Consider the following 17,629-nt stretch of genomic DNA (forward strand, 5'->3'; position numbering starts at 1 on the left):
GGGGGGGGGGCGGCTTACCACTCGCCGCTGTCGTCGAAGCCCGGATCTTCCATCTCGGGCTCCGCTTCGGGCTCGCCCGCCTGCGCTTCGCCCGCGAACATCCCCGCGACGGCATTGGCCAGCAGCATGCCGCCCGCCACCCCCATCGCCGTTTGCGCCGCCCCGGCCAGGAACCCGCCCGGTGCGCCCTGCGGCATCGGCTGACCGATCGGCGCCGACCGCCGCGGCGCCCCGCCGCCAAACAGCCCCGAGAAGAACCCGCCGCCCTGCGGTGCTTTCCGGGCCTCGGCCAGATCGGCTTCCAGCGCGGCGATCCGCGCCTCGGCCGCGTTCAGCGCGTGTTCCTGCACCACCACCGTCTGCGCCATGTAATAGGGCGCGCCGGGCTGACGGGCGATCGCCTCGCCGATCAGGCGTTCCGCCTCGGCATCGCGGGCGGGCATCTGCCGTTCGACCTGCGTCAGCTTTTCGAAAAGGCCGGCGATGGCCTGACGGTCGTTGGTGTCCATTCTCGTCTCCTCTGTCGATCTGGCTGGCCGGTCCGGGGCCGTTTCCCCGGACGGGATCGGCCCCGAAATGGGGACGCCCCCTGCCCGTTGCGAGGGTGGGGGTGATCACGAAGATGTTTCCGCCGCCGCGGCCCGTGGGTCAGCCGCGCAGATCGGCGAGGATCGGGCGGGTCAGGGTGAACACGGCCGGGATCAGCGCCATCACCGCCGCGCCGCTGAGGAAAGCGGCCGCCAGATGCAGTTCCGGCCAGCCAAGGGCAGAGTGCAGCAGAATATCGGTGCGGGCGGTGATCGCGGCGGAAATCGTCGCCGTCGCCGCGATGCCAAGACCCAGCCCCAGCGCCGTGCCAAGCCCGATCAGCGTCATCGCATAAGACCAGATCAGCGCGAAGATGAACCGCGGCGGCGCCCCAAGACCGCGCAACAGCGCCAGCCTGCGCGCCAGCAGCCGCGCCAGCAGCATCAGCCCGGCCAGAACCCCCGCCGTCACCAGCGCCTGCGTCAGCAGCGCCAGCACCGACATCACCTGCCGGACATCCCCCATCAGCGCATGCAGCCGCGCCAGAATCGTGCCCGGAAAGAAGGCCATCGTGCGGTCGGTGCTGAACTCGGCCTGCAGCGCATAGGTGGCGGCGAGGCTTTTCGCCCGCACCAGCGCCGCGGGCGTGCCCGGAAAGGCGGCGGGGTCGAAGCGGGCGCCGGGCGCGCCATCCCAATCCGGCGCATGGCCCGAGCCCATGCCATGCAGCGACCAGACCGATTCGATCGGCACCAGAAGCGCGCGGTCCCAGGGCGTGCCGGTCAGCGGCATCCGCCCGACGACGCGATAGTGGTACCCCTCGTGCGCGTCCTCCTCGGCATCATGGCCAAGGCCATGTTCGGGGGTGAAGGTGGCGCCGAGCGGCAGCGGCACCCGGGCGCCCACCACCGCCTCGGTCGATGTCTTGAAGATCACGCCTTCGGCCAGATCCCCGGCCAGATGATCGACGAATTGCGGCGTCGTGCCGACCGTGGGCAGGCCGTTCCAGCTGTCGCCAAAGCCGATCGGCGCGGCCAGCGCCACCTCGGGGTGATCGGCGATGGCGGCAAAGGTCGGCCCGTCGATCAGCGCCATGTCCGAGGGCTGCAGATAGACCGCCGCCAGCATCGCGGTGACCTCGCTGCCCGGCGCCGCGATCACCAGATCGAATTTCGCCGCCGCCTGCGCCGTGCCCTGCCGCAGCCCGCGTTCCTGCGCGATCAGCCCGACCCCCAGCGCCACCGACACCGCGATCAGCGCGGTGAAAATCGCGCTGGTCCAGATCTGCCGCAAGATCAGCCCGCGCAGCAGCGGCCCCAGCCGGTAGCCGTGCAGGATGACCCCGCCCAGAAACGCCGCCGGGGCGAGCAGCGCCAGAGCCATCAGGCTGTCCTGCACCGCGTTCGGCAGGCTCTGCCACAGATCAGCCATGCTTTTCCCCCGCAATCACCCCGTCGCGCAGATCGATCACCCGGTCGGCCAGCGCCATCAGCGCCGGATCATGGCTGGCGACGATCAGCGTCCGCCCGGCCTCGCGCGCCAGCGCGATCAGATCGGCCGAGAGCCGGTCGGCATTGGCGCGATCAAGGCTTGCCGTCGGTTCATCGGCCAGCAGCACCGCCGGATCGCCGGCAAGGGCCCGGGCCACGGCGATGCGCTGCCGCTCGCCGCCTGAATAGCTGGCCGAGGCCCGCCGGTCGGCCGTGTCCAGCCCCAACCGCGCCAGGGCCGCGCGGCCGCGGGCCGCAATCTCGCCCCGCGCCGCGGCGGGTGCATAAAGCGCGGTCAGCGCCGCATTGTCGGGCGCCGACAACTCCTCGAACAGCAGCGGATCCTGAAACACGAGCCCGACCCGCGCCCGCCGAAACGCCGCCCGCGGGCCGTCGCGCAGCGCGGCAATGTCAGTGCCGCCCCAAAGCACCCGCCCCGCCTGCGGCGCGATCAACCCGGCCAGAACATGCAGCAGCGTCGATTTCCCCGCCCCCGAAGGGCCGCGCAGCACCACCGCCGATCCCGCCGCGATCTGCAGCCGCGGGATCTGCAGCAACTGCCGCCCGCCTTCGCCGCACAGCCGCAGGCCCTCGACCTGCAGATCGAGTCCGCGCATCGTCATGGCCCCCGTCCGGGGGCGGGCAAGCCGTTGCAAAGGGTCTGTCGGCACATCTGGGGCTCCGCTGCGACCGGGATTGCGCCCTTAAGACGGCGGCAATGTAACAGTTTCATGTGGCCCGCGGCCCGTGCCGCCGGATTTCTGCGGCGCAATGATATATCATAACCATTTCAGCGACTTGCCGCGCAGAAAAATCCCTGCGCGGCGGGTGCTGTCGCAAATGTGTCGCGCGGCGGACCTAGGGTCCGGGCCGAAACAGCCACCAAAGCAGGGACATCCGATGACTCGTCTTCTTCTTTCCACCGCGCTTTGCCTTGCCACCTCGGTCGCCGCCCTGGCCGAGGATCTGCCGCAGGCGCAAAGTGACTGGTTCAAGGCCGGGCAAGCCACGATCGCCGAACGCATGGCCGTGGCGCCGATCACCAAGACCGCGAAGAACGTGATCCTGTTCACCGCCGACGGCAATGGCGTGGGCACGAACTATGCGATCCGGCTGTTCTCGGGGCAGCAGGCCGGGGGGCTGGGCGACGATTACGTGCAGCCGCAGGAGACCTTCCCGCATGTGGCGCTGGTGAAGACCTATTCCGCGAACGGCCAGACCCCGGATTCGGCGCCGACCGCGGCCGCGATGAATTCGGGCATCAAGACGAAGAACGGCATGATCAACGTGCTTGATACCGTCAATGTCGGCGATTGCGCCGCGGGGGCGACGGCAGGCACCCGGACCTTTGCCGAGATCGTGTCGGGCATGGGCAAGTCGGTCGGCGTGCTCTCGACCGCGCGGATCACCCATGCCACCCCGGCGGCGGTCTATGCCCGCACCGTCGACCGCGATTGGGAAGATCCGTCGAAGATGCCCGAGGGCTGCACGCAAAAGGACATCGCCGCGCAGCTGATCGACCAGATCAAGGCGGGGGTGATCGATGTCGCCATGGGCGGCGGCCGGGCGCATTTCCTGCCCAAGGACGTCAAGGATGTCGAGGGCAAGGACGGCAAGCGCACCGATGGCCGCGATCTGGTCGCCGAGGCCAAGGCGCTGGGCGCCGAGGTGGTCTTCGGCGAAGACGACTTCACCGCGCTCGACCTGAGTGGCAAGGCGCCGGTGCTGGGGCTCTTTGAATCGAGCCACATGAAATACGAGACCGACCGCACCGGCGAGCCCTCGCTGGCGGAAATGACCGAGGCGGCGATCAAGACGCTCTCGACGAACGAGAACGGATTTTATCTGAACATCGAGGGCGGCCGGGTCGATCATGCCAACCACGATGGCAACCTTTACCGCACCGTCACCGATGGCAAGGCCTTTGCCGACGCGATCGCCGTGGCGATGAAGATGACGAACCCGGAAGAGACGCTGATCATCGTCACCGCCGATCATGAACATGCGATCAGCTTCAACGGTTATTGCGGTCGCGGCTCGAACATCCTCGGCCTGTGCATGGAGGAAAACGAGCAGGGCGTGACCCATACCGGCAAGCCGAACCTGGCCGATGACGGCAAGCCCTTCACCGTGGCGGGCTATCTGAACGGCGTCGGCTCGGTGCTGGTGAAACAGGCCGACGGCAGCTTCTCGGGCGCGCGGCCCGAGGTGACCGAGGAACAGGCGACCGACAAGGATTACATCCAGCAGGCTTTGGTGCCGATGCAGTCCGAAACCCATTCCGGCGAGGATGTGGCGGTCTATGCCCGTGGCCCCTGGGCGCATCTCTTCGGCGGCGTGATCGAGCAGAACGTGATCTTCCACGTGATGAACCACGCCGTGAAGCCCGAATGATCCGTTGATCAGGCTTGCAGGCCCCGGAACCCCGGGGCCTGTTTCCGTTTCCATTGACAGGTTTGCCGATGCACCGCCGCCAGTTTCTTGCCCTTGCCCCCGCGCTGATCCTGGCCCCGGCCTTGCCGCTGCGGGCCGAAGACCCGATCCGGCTGCGCGATCTTTACAACAAGGATCTGAGCTTTTCCGATCTGGCGCTGGCGCGGCAGGGCCAGCGGCTTGTGGTGCAGGGCTTCATGGCGCCGCCGCTGAAGGCGAATTCGGTCTTCTTCGTGCTGACGAACCGGCCGATGGCGGTCTGTCCGTTCTGCGAACCCGGCATGCCCTGGCCCGATGACATCCTGGCCGTCTATGCTAGACGGATCGTCGAGGTCGAACCCTTCAACGTGCCGATCCTTGTCGAGGGGCGGCTGGAGCTGGGCGATGCCACCGACCCGGAGCTGGGCTTTTATTCCAAGGTCCGCCTGCGCGAGGCGACGTTCCGGCGGGTCTGACCGGCCCGTCACGGCGGGTCAGTGGAAATCCCGGCTGGGAAAGAGCCGCTTGGCCTGTTCGCGCGGATGCTGCGCGCGCGGCGGCTGCCGGGCGGGACGGGGACCGGATCGGGGGGCATCGTCGGCCTCGGGCCGGGTCTGGCCGATGGCGCCGTCAAGCGGGTGGCCAAGGTCCGAAAGCCGCGGCGACAGATCCTCGATCCGCTCGGCGATCAGATGCACCACGATCCCCTCGCGTTCCAGACGCCCGGTGACGCGCAAGAGCCGCCCGCCCATGACGGCGCGGCGGAAACGCTCGTAAACCTTGGGCCAGACCACGATATTCGCGACGCCGGTTTCATCTTCGAGGGTCAGGAAGATCACCCCCGAGGCGGTGCCGGGGCGCTGGCGGGTGATCACAAGGCCGCAGACGCTGGTCCGCCCCGGCGGCGCCGTCACCAGCCGGTCGTGGCAGGTCAGACCGGGCAGGCCGGGGCGCAACAGCTCCATCGGATGGGCGCGCAGGGTCAGGCGCAGGGCGATGTAATCCTCGACCACCTCCTCGCCCAGATGCATCGGCGGCAGGGTCACGGCGGGCTCGATGCCGCCCTCGCCATCCAGCGGATTGGCGAAAAGGGGCAGGGGCTTCGGCGCCCGGATCGCACGCACCGCCCAAAGCGCATCGCGCCGCGTCAGGCCAAGCCCGGCAAAGGCATCGGCCTCGGCCAGACGTTCCAGAACGGCGGGCAAGAGCCCCGCGCGCAGCCACAGGCTTTCGACATCCGGGTAGCCATTGCCGCGCGCGGCGACGATCCAGCCCGCATCCTCGGCGCGAAAGCCCTTGATCTGCCGAAAGCCCAGCCGCAGCGCCAGCCGCCCGTCGGCCCGCCGCTCCAGCGCATTGTCCCAATCGGAACGGTTCACGCAAATGGGCCGCACCTCTACCCCATGCTCGCGCACGTCGCGCACGATCTGCGCCGGGGCGTAAAAGCCCATCGGCTGGGAATTGAGCAGTGCGCAGGCGAAGACCTCGGGGTGGTGGCATTTCAGCCAGGACGAGACATAGGTCAGCATCGCGAAGGCCGCGGCATGGCTTTCGGGAAAACCGTAATCGGCAAAACCCTCGATCTGGGCGAAGCAGGCCTCGGCCACCGCCTGCGGATAGCCGCGCTCGGTCATGCCGGAAACGAAGCGGTCGCGATGCGCGCCGATCGTGCCCATGCGCCGGAACGAGGCGAGGGATCGGCGCAGCTGATCGGCCTCTTCCGCGCTATAGCCCGCGCCGACGACGGCAATCTGCATCGCCTGTTCCTGAAACAGCGGCACGCCGAGCGTTTTCGCGGTAACGGCGGCCAGCGCGGGGCCGAAGGGCTCGGGCGCCTCCAGCCCCTGACGGCGGCGGATATAGGGTTTCACCATGCCGCCCTGAATTGGCCCCGGTCGGACGATCGCCACCTCGATCACCAGATCGTAGAAAGTCGCAGGCTTCATGCGGGGCAGGAAATTCATCTGCGCCCGGCTTTCGACCTGAAACACCCCCACCGCATCGGCGCGCGTCAGCATCGCATAGGTGGCGGGGTCTTCCTGTGGCACCTTGGCCAGATCCAGCCGCAGCCCCTTGTGGCGGTCCAGCAGATCGAAGCTTTTGCGCAGGCAGGTCAGCATCCCAAGGCTGAGCACATCGACCTTGAGAATGCCCAAGGCGTCGATGTCGTCCTTGTCCCATTCGATGCAGGTGCGCCCCTCCATCGCGGCGTTTGCGATCGGGCAGAGCGCATCGAGCCGCCCGCGGGTGATGACGAAACCGCCGACATGTTGGCTCAGATGCCGGGGAAAGCCGATGATCTCGGCGATCAGCCGGATCGTCAGCGCCAGCCGCCGGTCCTCGGGGTTCAGGCCGATCTCGCGCAGCCGCGCCGGATCGGCGCCGCGGTTCGACATCCCCCAGATCTGCCCCGAAAGCGCCGCTGTCACATCGGCGGACAGGCCCATCACCTTGCCCACCTCGCGGATCGCGGCGCGGGTGCGGAAATGGATCACCGTGGCGCAGAGCCCGGCGCGGTCGCGGCCGTATTTTTCATAGATCCACTGGATCACCTCTTCGCGGCGTTCATGTTCGAAATCGACGTCGATATCGGGCGGCTCACCGCGATGGCGCGAGATGAAACGCTCGAACACCATGCCGATCATGTCGGGGGAAACATCCGTGATCCCAAGCAGATAGCACAGGATGGAATTGGCGGCCGAGCCGCGGCCCTGACACAGGATGCCGCGCGATCGGGCGAATTGCACGATGTCCTGCACGGTCAGGAAATAGGGCGCATAGCCCAGTTCCCCGACCAGGCCGAGTTCCTTGGCCAGCAGCTGATGCACCCGCTCGGACGCGCCCTGCGGGTAGCGCCGGGCCAGGCCTGCGCGGGCAAGGCGCTCCAGCCGGGCCTGCGGCGGTTCCGTGTCATCCTCGCCGGGGTAATCGTAGCTCAGTTCCGAAAGATCAAAGGCGCAACGCGCGGCAATCTCCAGCGTGCGGCGGATCGCGGCGGGGTGGTGACGAAAGAGCCGCGCCATCTCGGCCGGGCCTTTCAGGCGGCGCTCGGCATTGGGGAGCGCCCGGGTGCCGATGGCGTCGATCGTCACCCCCTCGCGCAGGCAGGTCAGCACATCGGCCAAGGGGCGGCGGGCGGCGCGGTGCATCAGCACGTCGCCCACCGCCACCATCGGCGTCGAGGCCCGCAAGGCCAGATCGGCACAGCCGCGAAACCAGGCCTGATCGGTGCCGTCATAACGCGGCGCGGCGCCCAGAAAGACATGGCCGGGGAACTGCCGTTGCAGCCGCTGCAAGGGCGCCAGCGCGGCGGAAAGCGCGGGCGGCGGCAGCGCGATCAGGATCATCCCGGCGCCGCCCGCGGCCAGATCGTCCAGGCTCAGGGCGCAGTCGCCCTTGCCCGCCCGGCGTTTGCCAAGGGTCAGAAGCTGCGAGAGCCGCTCATAGGCCAGCCGGTCGGTGGGCAGGGCCAGAAACTCGGTCGCGCAATCGCGCAGGCAAAGCCGCGTGCCGATGATCAGCCGCGGCAGATCCGGGGTTTCGGGCCGGGGCAGGGGCGCGGCGGGCTCGAGGCTTTGGCGCGAGGACGGGTCGGTTCGGCTGGCCGAGCGGATGCGCAAAGCCTCGGTCTCCTGCCGCAGGGTCTTCAGCGCTGAAAACGCCCGCACCACCCCGGCCAGCGAATTGCGGTCGGTGATCGCCAGTGCCGCCAGCCCGAGTTCGGCGGCGCGCGCCACCAGCTCCTCGGGGTGCGAGGCGCCGGTGAGGAAGGTGAAATTCGAGGTCACGCAGAGTTCGGCATAAGCGGTGGAATTTTGCGTATTGGGACCAAGAAGAAGGTTCATGCGAATTCGCCCTGCACGAACCAGCCGGGGGTTTGCGGCGTGAAGAACAACCAAAGCCTGCGGCCCTCGGCGGTCTCCACCCGCCAGTAATCGCGCAGCCCGTGCCGCCAGCTCTCGTCTTCCAGCCACCATTCGGGGGTGATCCGTTCCGGTCCGGTGGCGCGGGCGGTGCTGAGCGGCATGGCCCGCCAGCGGAACCTTGCGGGCGGGGTGGGGCCGGTCGCGGTGATCGGCTCGGGCGGAAAGAGCCGCAGGGGGCGCGGGCGGGGGCTGTGAAACCCGCCTTGCGCGGGGCTGAAGGCGGCGGGGGCAAGCAGGAAGCCGCGTTCGGGGATGTGACTTTCGGCGGGCAGGAAGCGCAGGATGTTTTCAAGCCCGATCCGCGTGCCCAGCCGGGTGAGCAGATCGGCCAGCCGGTCGGGGCTGGCGGCCGGGGTCGTGCCCAGCTGCGCGGGGGCGAGCGGCTCGACCCGGGTGGCCTCGAGCCGCAGCTGATCGATCCCGAAGCCCGCATCGACCCCGGCCAGACCGCGGGCGAAGAGCGGCAGGATCCGGGCGGGGTCGCGCATCGGTGCGGCCAGGCGCAATTCGACCTGCTGGCTGGCCTGATCGACGCGGCGCAGCGTCAGCAGCAGCTGCCTGGCCCCGGCCTGATGCGCGGCCAGCTTGTCGCAAAGCGGCGTCAGCAGCCGGGTCAGCCCCGCCATCACGTCGCTTTCCAGCCCGATCGGCTCGGGCAGGGTCATCCGGGTGGCGAATCGCGGCGGCTCGGTCGCGGGGGTGACGGGCTCGGGGCTGTGGCCGAGCGCCTGATCGAGCCGGGTCAGCAGATCGGGGCCGAAGCGGCGGGAAAGCGGCGCGCGCGGGCTGGCGGCCAGATCGCCGATGCGGCGCAGCCCCAGCCGTTGCAGCCCGGTGACCGTGTCGGGATCGAGCCGCAGCGCCGCGACGGGCAGGGCGAGCAGATCGGGTTCGGGGGCCTCGGGCGCCTGATCGCCGAAATGCGCCCGCGCCCAGGCGGCGCCGCGGCTTTCCCCGCGGCCAAGCAGCGCCGCCAGCCCCGCCCGTTCCAGCCGCGCCCGGATATCGGCGCACATCGCCCCCTCGCCGCCCCACAGATGCGCCGCGCCGGTGACATCGAGCACCAGACCGTCCTGCCCTTCAAGCCCGACCCAGGGACAATAACGCTCCGCCCAGCGCCGCAGCCCGGCCAGAAACCGGGCGTCGAGATCGGGACGGGCCGGGCGGCTGACCAGCCCGGGGCAGAAGCTGCGGGCATCGGCCATCCGCATGCCGCGAAAAAGACCGGCGGCTTCGGCTTCGGCGTTCAGGCAAAAGAGCGTTTCGGCATTGCCCAGCCGTTGCACCAGCGCGAAGGGGCCCTCGACCGGGCATGCGCGCAGGGCCCGGTCACTCGCCAGCCGGGGAAACCAGATCGAGACGATGCGCCTTTGCGTTCCAGCAAACATTCCACGCGCCCAATGTTCCCATTTTGTTCTTTATAATTTCCCACCGCATCGGAGTCGAGTCCGTGCCCGTCGCATCAAAGATCGGCGTGGCCCGCCAGCGCGTTTCGGCCGCATTCGAGCCCATGCCTTCGGGGATCAGGCACAGCCCCGTCGTGGCCCCCGCCCCCGCGGCCAGCTGCAGCCGCCGCCCCTCGCGCAGATCAAGCGGGCGGGTGATCTCCAGCACGACAAGCGCAAGGCTGCCGTCTTTCAGCGCTTCTTCGGCGAGCGCAAGGCTGTCGATCTGGTTGGGCGGGCGCGCCAGAAGCACCCGGGCGGGATCAAGAAAGGGCAAAAGCCCCAGGGGGTTGAGGGTCTCGGTCAGCCAGGCCTCGCGCAGCCAGAGCACCGGGCCTTGCAGGCTGGCGGCAGCGCAGGCGGCAAAGACCGGGGCGGAGGGGCCGCAGACCTCGTGGACGCGGCCCGGACGCAGCGGGAAACAGGGAAGATCAGCGCGGGACATGCGGGCAGGGTAACGCGAAACCCCGCCCTTTCCAACCGGGCGCGCGGCCTAGCGCGTCGGCACCGGGGTTTCGCCGCGGTAATCGTAAAAGCCCCGGCCGGTCTTGCGCCCGAGCCATCCGGCCTCGACATATTTCGTCAGCAGCGGGCAGGGCCGATATTTCGTGTCGGCCAGCCCGTCATAAAGCACGTTCATGATCGCGAGGCACGTATCCAGCCCGATGAAATCGGCCAGTTCCAGCGGCCCCATCGGATGGTTCGCGCCAAGCTTCATCGCCATGTCGATCGACTGCACATTGCCCACGCCTTCGTAAAGCGTGTAGACCGCCTCGTTGATCATCGGGATCAGGATGCGGTTGACGATGAAGGCCGGGAAATCCTCGGCCGAGGCGGGGGTCTTGCCCAGCCGCTCGATCACGCCCAGAAGCGTGCGGTAGGTTTCTTCGCCCGTGGCGATGCCGCGGATCAGCTCCACCAGCTGCATCACCGGCACCGGGTTCATGAAATGCACGCCGATGAATTTCTCCGGCCGGTCCGTGCGCGAAGCCAGCCGGGTGATCGAGATCGACGAGGTGTTGGTGGCCAGAATCGTTTCCGGTTTCAGATGCGGAAGCAGGCTGTCGAAGATCGCCTGCTTGACGGTTTCGCGTTCCGTCGCCGCCTCGATGATCAGGTCGGTCTGGCCCAGATCGGCAATCGTCAGCGTCGTGCGGATCCGCCCCAGCGCCGCCGCGCGCTCCTCGAGGGAGATCTTGCCCCGGTGCACCTGACGGTCGAGATTCTTGCCGATCATCCCGAGGGCCCGGTCGAGGCTTTCGGGGGCCACGTCGTTGAGCAGCACGTCATAGCCCGACAGGGCAAAGACATGGGCGATGCCGTTGCCCATCTGTCCGGCGCCCACGACACCCACGGTCAAGATCGTCATTTCTGGTCCTTTGTTCGACTTCGTGCAAGTCTAAGCCCGGTGCTGCACCGCGGCAAGCGCGAATGCCCCGGAAGCCGACATAACCCGATTGTGTCAATTTTCTCTTTAGCTCTTTGGCAAGGCTTTCCGGTTCATTCTTCTTGTGGGTGAGTCGAAATACACAAGGTGGGATGAATGGCCTTCGAATACACGGGCAGCGGTGCCCTTGACTATTTTCCATGCCGATATGGCAAGTCGAAGCTTCTGTTCCGGGGCCCCCGGCGCGATCTGACACGGCCCTTCGTCGCGGCGATGGGGGGAAGCGAAACCTATGGCAAGTTCGTGGCCGAGCCCTGGCCGCTGCTGCTCGAGGATCGGCTCGAATATCCGGTGGTGAACTTCGGCTATCTGAATGCCGGGATCGACGTGTTCCACAGCGAGCCGCAGCTGCCCGAGGCGACGAAATCGACCACGCTCTCGATCATCCAGCTGCTGGGCGCGCCGAACATGTCGAACCGCTTCTATGCGGTGCATCCGCGTCGCAACGACCGCTTCCTGCGCGCCTCGAACCTGATGCGGGCGGTGTTCAACGATGTCGATTTCACCGAATTCAACTTTACCCGCCACATGCTGAGCACGCTGCAGGCCTATGCGCCGGACCGGTTCGACACGCTGGTGGCCGAACTGCGCGCGGCCTGGGTGGCGCGGATGCGGGCGCTTCTGGAAAAGGTGCCGGGGCCGAAGCTTTTGTTGTGGCTGGGCGATTACCGCGATCCGCTGAGTTCCGATCCGCTGGGCGCCGAGCCGCTTCTGGTGACGCAGGCGATGGTGGATGAAATCGCGCCGCTGGCGCAGGGGCTGGTCAAGGTGCAGCCTTCGACGACCTCGCGCTCCACCGGCACGGTGGGGATGCATTTCGGCCCGATGGAAGAACCGGCGGCGCAGACGATGCCGGGGCCGCTCGTGCATCAGGAAATCGCCGAGGCGCTCGCGCCCGTGGTGCGGAAGTTCCTGTAACCGCGCGCTTGCGGCAAGGAAAAAGCCCCGCCAGTGGCGGGGCTTTCTGTTGCGTGCTTGTTGCGTGATCCGGGGGATCAGAGCTTCTCGGCCAGTTCCGGCACGGCGGTGAAGAGATCGGCGACCAGACCGAAATCGGCGACCTGGAAGATCGGCGCCTCTTCGTCCTTGTTGATCGCGACGATGATTTTCGAATCCTTCATCCCCGCAAGGTGCTGGATCGCGCCCGAGATGCCGATGGCGACGTAAAGCTCGGGGGCGACGACCTTGCCGGTCTGACCCACCTGCCAGTCGTTCGGCGCAAAGCCGCTGTCGACAGCGGCGCGCGAGGCGCCGACGGCGGCGCCGAACTTGTCGGCCAGTTTCTCGATCAGCGCGAAATCGGCCTGGCTGCCGACGCCGCGACCGCCCGAGACGACGATCTTCGCCGAGGTCAGCTCCGGACGGTCCGAGGCCGCCACCTTGTCTTCGACCCAGGTCGAAAGACCCGTGGCGGTTTCGCCCGAGATCGTCTCGACCGCGGCGGAGCCGGTGGCGCCGACGGCGCCGAAGGTCGCGGTGCGGACGGTGAAGACCTTGATCTTGTCGGCCGATTTCACCGTCTGGATCGCGTTGCCCGCATAGATCGGACGTTCGAATGTGTCGGCATCGACGACGGCGATGATGTCGGTGATCATCATCACGTCAAGAAGGGCTGCGACGCGCGGCAGCACGTTCTTCGCCGCGGCGGTCGAGGCGGCGGCGACATGGGCATAGCCCGGGGCCAGACCGACGATCAGCGCGGCGGTGGCTTCGGCCATGCCGTGGCTGTAGTCAGTCGCACCGGCCAGCAGCACTTTCGACACGCCGTCAAGCGTCGCGGCCTCGGCGGCGGCAGCTTCCGCCCCGGCGCCGGCCACCAGCACATGCACCTCGCCCAGCGATTTCACGGCCGAAAGGGTTTTCGCAACGGAATCGGTGGCCAGTTGACCGCCGTTCACATCAGCAAGCAGAAGAACAGCCATCAGATCACCCCCGCGTCCTTGAGTTTGCCGATCAGCTCGTCGACCGAACCGACCTTGATCCCGGCGGCACGGCCCGCCGGTTCCGCGGTCTTCACCACGGTCAGGCGCGGCGAGACATCGACGCCGTAATCGGCGGCGGTCTTCTCGGCCAGTTCCTTTTTCTTCGCCTTCATGATGTTCGGCAGCGAGGCATAGCGCGGCTCGTTCAACCGCAAATCGGCGGTGATCACGGCCGGAAGCTTGACCTCGATCGTCTGCAGGCCGCCATCGACTTCGCGCGTCACCTTGGCCGCATCGCCCGCGATCTCGACCGCCGAGGCGAAGGACGCCTGCGCCCAGCCCAGAAGTGCCGCGACCATCTGGCCGGTCGCGTTCATGTCATTGTCGATCGCCTGCTTGCCGGTGATGATCAGGCCCGGCTGTTCCTCGGCGGCGACCTTGGCGATGATCTTCGCGACGGCGAGCGGCTCGATGTCGGTATGCACGTCCTCGGCGGCGACGACCAGAATGGCGCGATCCGCCCCCATGGCCAGCGCCGTGCGCAGGGTTTCCTGCGCCTGTTTCACGCCCACGGACACCACGACGATCTCTGTCGCGGCACCTTTTTCCTTCAGCCGGATCGCCTCTTCGACGGCGATCTCGTCGAAGGGGTTCATCGACATTTTCACGTTCGCAAGATCGACCCCGCTGCCATCCGCCTTCACACGGACTTTCACGTTGTAGTCGATCACGCGCTTCACAGGCACGAGGACCTTCATCGGCGGTGTCTCCCTAGGTTTCGAAGGCGCCCCCGAGGGGGCGGATTCTTGCATCGGAAATTTTGTTACAATGCGACCGCAGCAAAAGACAGATGAAAAACGACGCCGGATGGTGTCGCTACGTCACGTCGCGAAAGCTTGTGGGCGAAATCGACTCAGGCCTTGGAAAACATCCAGTCCTGCGCCCGCAGCGGCAGAATCCGCCGCGCGATCGCGGCAAGCCAGGTCGCCTTCGTCACATAGTAATGCGACTTCGGTTTCGGGTCGGTCAGGGCGCGCAGGATCTGCTCCGTCACCGCCGAACAGGGCAGCTCGAACATGTCGGGCTTGCCCGAGGGCGCGTAGAGCCGCTTCAAGAGCGAGGTTTCATATTGGTCGCGCCGGGCCGAGGCCTTCCAGTCGATCCATTTCTCGAAATGCGGGATCGAGTTCACCCGGATCTTCGTCGGGATCGGGCCGGGGTTCAGCGTGATGATGTGAATGCCGGTGTCGCGCATCTCGCGGCGCATCACCTCGGTCAGGCCTTCCAGCGCGAATTTGGTGGCGACATAGGCGCCGCGCCAGCGGATGCCGACAAGGCCAAGAACCGAGGAACATTGGATGATCCGGCCCTCGCCATTCTCGCCATAAGCGCGCATCACCTTGATCGCGCGGATGGTCAGGTCATGCAGGCCGAAAAGGTTGGTTTCAAAGATTTCGCGAAGCGCGCCCGGCGGCAGATCCTCGGCCGCGCCGGGGCAGCCATAGGCCGCGTTGTTGTAAAGCGCGTCAAGCCGCCCGTTCGCCCGCGCCAAGGCCTCGTTGAAGCCCGCTTCGATCGAGGCCGGGTCGGAGAGATCGAGCGGAAAGGAGATCAGCCCCTCGGCGCGCAGCCGGGCGCAATCTTCCTCGCGCCGACAGGTGGCCAGCACCTTCCAGCCCGCCTTTTGCAGCCCATGCGCCGCGTCATAACCGATGCCCGAAGAGCAGCCGGTGATCAGGATCGTCTTCGCCATCGTCATCCCCCGTGTTTCGTTCCAGATAGGCGAAGCCCGGTCACGCGACAACGGCTTTGGCCGGTGTTTCTGCTGGACCGGGGGCCGGTCCCGAATTACACCGCGACCATGAGCAGCGACGACGAAACCCCGAATTCCGCAACCCATGCCGAACCGCTTTCGCGGGCGATCGGCGAGCGTTACCTGACCTATGCGCTCTCGACGATCATGCACCGGGCGCTGCCCGATGCGCGCGACGGGCTGAAGCCGGTGCACCGGCGCATCCTTTATGCGATGCGGGAGTTGAAGCTGACCTCGACCGGCGGCTTCCGGAAATCGGCGAAGATTTCGGGCGACGTGATGGGGAACTATCACCCGCATGGCGATGCCGCGATCTATGATGCGATGGCGCGGCTCGCGCAGGATTTCGCCATGCGCTACCCGCTGGTGGACGGGCAGGGCAACTACGGCAACATCGACGGCGACGGCCCGGCGGCAAGCCGCTATACCGAGGCGCGTCTGGCGTCGCCCGCCGAGGCGCTTCTGGAGGGTCTGGCCGAGGATTCGGTGGATTTCCGCCCGAACTATGACGGCACGCTGACCGAGCCCGTCGTGCTGCCCGCGGCCTTCCCGAACCTGCTGGCGAATGGCGCCTCGGGCATTGCCGTCGGCATGGCGACGAACGTGCCGCCGCACAACCTGGATGAACTTGTCGATGGCTGTCTGGCGATGATCGCCGATCCGGCGATCGAGGAGGCCCGGCTTGTCGATCTGATTCCCGGGCCGGATTTTCCGACCGGGGGCGTGATCGTCGAACCCAAGGCGAATATCCTTGAGGCCTATCGCACCGGGCGCGGCGCGTTCCGGCTGCGGGCGCGCTGGGCGCTGGAGGATCTGGGGCGGGGGCAATGGCAGATCGTCGTCACCGAGATCCCCTATCAGGTGCAAAAGGCCAAGCTGATCGAGCGGCTGGCCGAGCTGATCGAGACGAAGAAGGTCCCCGCGCTGGCCGATGTGCGCGATGAGAGCGCCGAGGATGTGCGGATCGTGCTGGAACCGCGGGCGCGGACGGTCGAACCGGCGCAGCTGATGGGGATGCTGTTTCGCAATTCCGAGCTTGAGGTGCGCTTCAGCCTGAACATGAACGTGCTGATCGACGGGCGGGTGCCCAAGGTCTGCTCGTTGAAAGAGGTGCTGCGGGCGTTTCTGGATCACCGCCGCGAGGTTCTGTGTCGGCGGTCCCGGCACCGGCTGGAGAAGATCGCGAACCGGCTCGAGGTGCTCGAAGGCTATATCATCGCCTTTTTGAACCTGGATCGGGTGATCGAGATCATCCGCACCGAGGACGACCCGAAAGCGGCTTTGATGGCCGAGAACTGGGCGGCCGAGGCGGGGGCGGTCGTGCATCTGACCGAGGTGCAGGCCGAGGCGATCCTGAACATGCGGCTGCGCAGCTTGCGGCGGCTTGAGGAAATGGAGTTGCGCGCCGAGCGCGATGAGCTGCTGAAGGAACGCGCGGGGCTGGAGGCGCTTCTGGCGTCCGAGGTCGCGCAATGGGCGCAGATTTCCTCGGAGCTGGAGGATCTGCGCAAGACCTGGGGCAAGGCGACGAAGGTCGGCGCGCGGCGGACCGATTTCGCCGAGGCGGGCGAGGTCGAGGAAGTGCCGATCGAGGCGATGATCGAGCGCGAGCCGATCACCGTGATCCTGTCGAAGATGGGCTGGATGCGGGCGATGAAGGGGCATCAGCCGCTCGACGCCGAGGTGAAGTTCAAGGACGGCGACGGTCAGGCCTTTGCGCTCCATGCCGAGACGACGGACCGGATCGTGCTGATGGGCTCGAACGGGCGGGCCTGGACGCTTCTGGGCGCCAACCTGCCCGGCGGGCGCGGCATGGGCGAGCCGGTGCGGCTGATGCTCGAGATGCCGAACGAGGTCGAGGTGACCCATGTTCTGGTGCCGAAACCGGGTGAGAAATACCTGCTGGCCTCGTCGGAGGGCGATGGGTTCATCGCGCCCGCCGAGGAGCTGATCGCCTCGACCCGGACCGGCAAGCAGGTGCTGAACATGAGCGACGGCGTGCGCACGCGGGTGTGCCGGGCGGCTTCGGGCGATGCGGTGGCCTGTGTCGGCGAGAACCGCAAGCTCTTGGTCTTCCCGCTGGAGGAGCTGCCCGAGATGGCGCGGGGCAAGGGCGTGCGGCTGCAGAAGTTCAAGGATGGCGGGCTGTCGGATGCGATCACCTTCCGCCTGGCGGAGGGGCTGAGCTGGAAGGACCCGGCCGGGCGGACGCGGACCGAGGCGGATCTGTCGGAATGGCTGGGCAAGCGGGCGAGCGCCGGGCGGATGGCGCCACGCGGCTTCCCGCGCGACAACCGCTTCCCCTGACGGGGGTGGGCGCTTCCCCTGGCGAGGTTTCGGGCGCTGTCGCGCCCGACCCGCGCGGGGGCTCCGCCCCCGCACCCCCGGCGTATTTTGCCAAGGAAAAGCAAGGCGGCCCCCGGACGTGTCGTTTCGGGGACGGGCACCGCCGTGGCAAGCGGCCTTGCGCGAAGCGGGCTTGATTTTTCCCCGTTTCGGCAATAGGGAACGCGCCATATTCACTGGGCCGACGGCGGCCCCCGAACCAGAGGCGCCCGAAATGGCAAAGGCAAAGTTTGAACGGAACAAGCCGCACGTGAACATCGGCACGATCGGCCACGTGGACCACGGCAAGACGACGCTGAC

At 67.4% G+C, this 17,629-nt stretch carries 15 protein-coding genes; 5 read left to right on the plus strand and 10 right to left on the minus strand.

All coding sequences use genetic code 11. The annotated features are described in order from the left end of the window. Window positions 1-14: 14 nt before the first annotated feature. The 3 genes from FBT96_RS00005 to FBT96_RS00015 form a co-directional block, all read right to left on the minus strand. The gene (locus tag FBT96_RS00005; protein ID WP_136904363.1) at window positions 15-509 is read right to left on the minus strand and encodes a DUF2076 domain-containing protein; all 495 of its coding nucleotides are present in this window, start codon (window positions 507-509) and stop codon (window positions 15-17) included. A gap of 139 nt (window positions 510-648) precedes the next feature. Further along, window positions 649-1,959, minus strand: coding sequence for an ABC transporter permease (locus FBT96_RS00010; protein WP_136904364.1), 1,311 nt, complete (start codon window positions 1,957-1,959; stop codon window positions 649-651). Beyond that, a complete protein-coding gene (locus FBT96_RS00015) occupies window positions 1,952-2,641 on the minus strand; it encodes an ABC transporter ATP-binding protein (RefSeq protein ID WP_169583083.1) in 690 nt (229 codons plus the stop codon). Before FBT96_RS00015 ends, FBT96_RS00010 begins: the two co-directional genes overlap by 8 nt. 277 nt (window positions 2,642-2,918) lie before the next feature. On the opposite strand from FBT96_RS00015, the gene FBT96_RS00020 reads away from it, so the two are divergent. Both FBT96_RS00020 and FBT96_RS00025 read left to right on the plus strand, forming a co-directional pair. Beyond that, window positions 2,919-4,412 carry an alkaline phosphatase gene (locus tag FBT96_RS00020; RefSeq protein WP_136904366.1) on the plus strand — a complete coding sequence of 498 codons (1,494 nt, stop codon included), beginning with the start codon at window positions 2,919-2,921 and terminating at the stop codon, window positions 4,410-4,412. Between the two features lie 68 nt (window positions 4,413-4,480). Then, entirely contained in the window at window positions 4,481-4,906 is a 426-nt protein-coding gene (locus FBT96_RS00025) for a hypothetical protein (protein ID WP_136904367.1), read from the plus strand. An 18-nt stretch (window positions 4,907-4,924) separates the two neighbouring features. Here FBT96_RS00025 and FBT96_RS00030 read toward each other — a convergent pair whose 3' ends face one another. From FBT96_RS00030 to FBT96_RS00045, 4 genes are read right to left on the minus strand one after another with little or no spacing between them, the layout of a single operon-like run. Beyond that, the gene (locus FBT96_RS00030; protein WP_136904368.1) at window positions 4,925-8,275 is read right to left on the minus strand and encodes an error-prone DNA polymerase; all 3,351 of its coding nucleotides are present in this window, start codon (window positions 8,273-8,275) and stop codon (window positions 4,925-4,927) included. Then, window positions 8,272-9,744: a Y-family DNA polymerase gene (locus FBT96_RS00035; RefSeq protein WP_136904369.1), complete on the minus strand. Its 1,473-nt coding sequence runs from the start codon at window positions 9,742-9,744 to the stop codon at window positions 8,272-8,274. Before FBT96_RS00035 ends, FBT96_RS00030 begins: the two co-directional genes overlap by 4 nt. Then, window positions 9,686-10,246, minus strand: a complete 561-nt coding sequence (locus FBT96_RS00040) for an ImuA family protein (RefSeq protein WP_136904370.1) — start codon at window positions 10,244-10,246, stop codon at window positions 9,686-9,688. The genes FBT96_RS00035 and FBT96_RS00040 overlap by 59 nt, the downstream gene beginning before the upstream one ends. Window positions 10,247-10,294: 48 nt before the next feature. Then, complete coding sequence (locus tag FBT96_RS00045) at window positions 10,295-11,170, minus strand: 3-hydroxybutyryl-CoA dehydrogenase (protein ID WP_055210522.1); 876 nt, start codon at window positions 11,168-11,170, stop codon at window positions 10,295-10,297. A 174-nt stretch (window positions 11,171-11,344) separates the two neighbouring features. On the opposite strand from FBT96_RS00045, the gene FBT96_RS00050 reads away from it, so the two are divergent. After that, the gene (locus tag FBT96_RS00050) at window positions 11,345-12,166 is read left to right on the plus strand and encodes a DUF6473 family protein (protein WP_136904371.1); all 822 of its coding nucleotides are present in this window, start codon (window positions 11,345-11,347) and stop codon (window positions 12,164-12,166) included. A 77-nt stretch (window positions 12,167-12,243) separates the two neighbouring features. On the opposite strand, the gene FBT96_RS00055 is transcribed toward FBT96_RS00050, so the two are convergent. From FBT96_RS00055 to FBT96_RS00065, 3 genes are all read right to left on the minus strand, one after another. Further along, on the minus strand, window positions 12,244-13,170 hold the full coding sequence (locus tag FBT96_RS00055; RefSeq protein WP_136904372.1) for an electron transfer flavoprotein subunit alpha/FixB family protein: 927 nt from the start codon (window positions 13,168-13,170) through the stop codon (window positions 12,244-12,246). Then, window positions 13,170-13,928 (minus strand): electron transfer flavoprotein subunit beta/FixA family protein, encoded by a 759-nt coding sequence (locus FBT96_RS00060; protein ID WP_055210528.1) that lies wholly within the window; start codon window positions 13,926-13,928, stop codon window positions 13,170-13,172. The genes FBT96_RS00055 and FBT96_RS00060 overlap by 1 nt, the downstream gene beginning before the upstream one ends. A 155-nt stretch (window positions 13,929-14,083) precedes the next feature. Next, the gene (locus tag FBT96_RS00065) at window positions 14,084-14,923 is read right to left on the minus strand and encodes an SDR family NAD(P)-dependent oxidoreductase (RefSeq protein WP_136904373.1); all 840 of its coding nucleotides are present in this window, start codon (window positions 14,921-14,923) and stop codon (window positions 14,084-14,086) included. A 108-nt stretch (window positions 14,924-15,031) separates the two neighbouring features. On the opposite strand from FBT96_RS00065, the gene parC reads away from it, so the two are divergent. Together parC and FBT96_RS21140 are read left to right on the plus strand one after the other, a co-directional pair. Continuing rightward, on the plus strand, window positions 15,032-17,290 hold the full coding sequence (parC, locus tag FBT96_RS00070) for a DNA topoisomerase IV subunit A (protein ID WP_136904374.1): 2,259 nt from the start codon (window positions 15,032-15,034) through the stop codon (window positions 17,288-17,290). A gap of 253 nt (window positions 17,291-17,543) precedes the next feature. Continuing rightward, window positions 17,544-17,629: GTP-binding protein (locus FBT96_RS21140; RefSeq protein ID WP_211643483.1), on the plus strand; the 86-nt coding region annotated here is incomplete at its 3' end.

The sequence above is a fragment of the Rhodobacter capsulatus genome, from assembly GCF_005144475.1.
GTDB classification, from domain to species: Bacteria; Pseudomonadota; Alphaproteobacteria; order Rhodobacterales; family Rhodobacteraceae; genus Rhodobacter; species Rhodobacter capsulatus_C.

Excerpts from the sequence above, each read along its gene's own strand:
- FBT96_RS00065 (WP_136904373.1), bottom strand. The coding sequence starts at position 14,923 with ATGGCGAAGACGATCCTGATCACCGGCTGCTCTTCGGGCATCGGTTAT.
- FBT96_RS00040 (WP_136904370.1), bottom strand. The coding sequence starts at position 10,246 with ATGTCCCGCGCTGATCTTCCCTGTTTCCCGCTGCGTCCGGGCCGCGTC.
- FBT96_RS00015 (WP_169583083.1), bottom strand. The coding sequence starts at position 2,641 with ATGACGATGCGCGGACTCGATCTGCAGGTCGAGGGCCTGCGGCTGTGC.
- FBT96_RS00060 (WP_055210528.1), bottom strand. The coding sequence starts at position 13,928 with ATGAAGGTCCTCGTGCCTGTGAAGCGCGTGATCGACTACAACGTGAAA.
- FBT96_RS00005 (WP_136904363.1), bottom strand. The coding sequence starts at position 509 with ATGGACACCAACGACCGTCAGGCCATCGCCGGCCTTTTCGAAAAGCTG.
- FBT96_RS00045 (WP_055210522.1), bottom strand. The coding sequence starts at position 11,170 with ATGACGATCTTGACCGTGGGTGTCGTGGGCGCCGGACAGATGGGCAAC.
- FBT96_RS00025 (WP_136904367.1), top strand. The coding sequence starts at position 4,481 with ATGCACCGCCGCCAGTTTCTTGCCCTTGCCCCCGCGCTGATCCTGGCC.
- FBT96_RS00010 (WP_136904364.1), bottom strand. The coding sequence starts at position 1,959 with ATGGCTGATCTGTGGCAGAGCCTGCCGAACGCGGTGCAGGACAGCCTG.
- FBT96_RS00050 (WP_136904371.1), top strand. The coding sequence starts at position 11,345 with ATGGCCTTCGAATACACGGGCAGCGGTGCCCTTGACTATTTTCCATGC.
- FBT96_RS00020 (WP_136904366.1), top strand. The coding sequence starts at position 2,919 with ATGACTCGTCTTCTTCTTTCCACCGCGCTTTGCCTTGCCACCTCGGTC.
- FBT96_RS00055 (WP_136904372.1), bottom strand. The coding sequence starts at position 13,170 with ATGGCTGTTCTTCTGCTTGCTGATGTGAACGGCGGTCAACTGGCCACC.
- FBT96_RS00035 (WP_136904369.1), bottom strand. The coding sequence starts at position 9,744 with ATGTTTGCTGGAACGCAAAGGCGCATCGTCTCGATCTGGTTTCCCCGG.
- parC (WP_136904374.1), top strand. The coding sequence starts at position 15,032 with ATGAGCAGCGACGACGAAACCCCGAATTCCGCAACCCATGCCGAACCG.
- FBT96_RS00030 (WP_136904368.1), bottom strand. The coding sequence starts at position 8,275 with ATGAACCTTCTTCTTGGTCCCAATACGCAAAATTCCACCGCTTATGCC.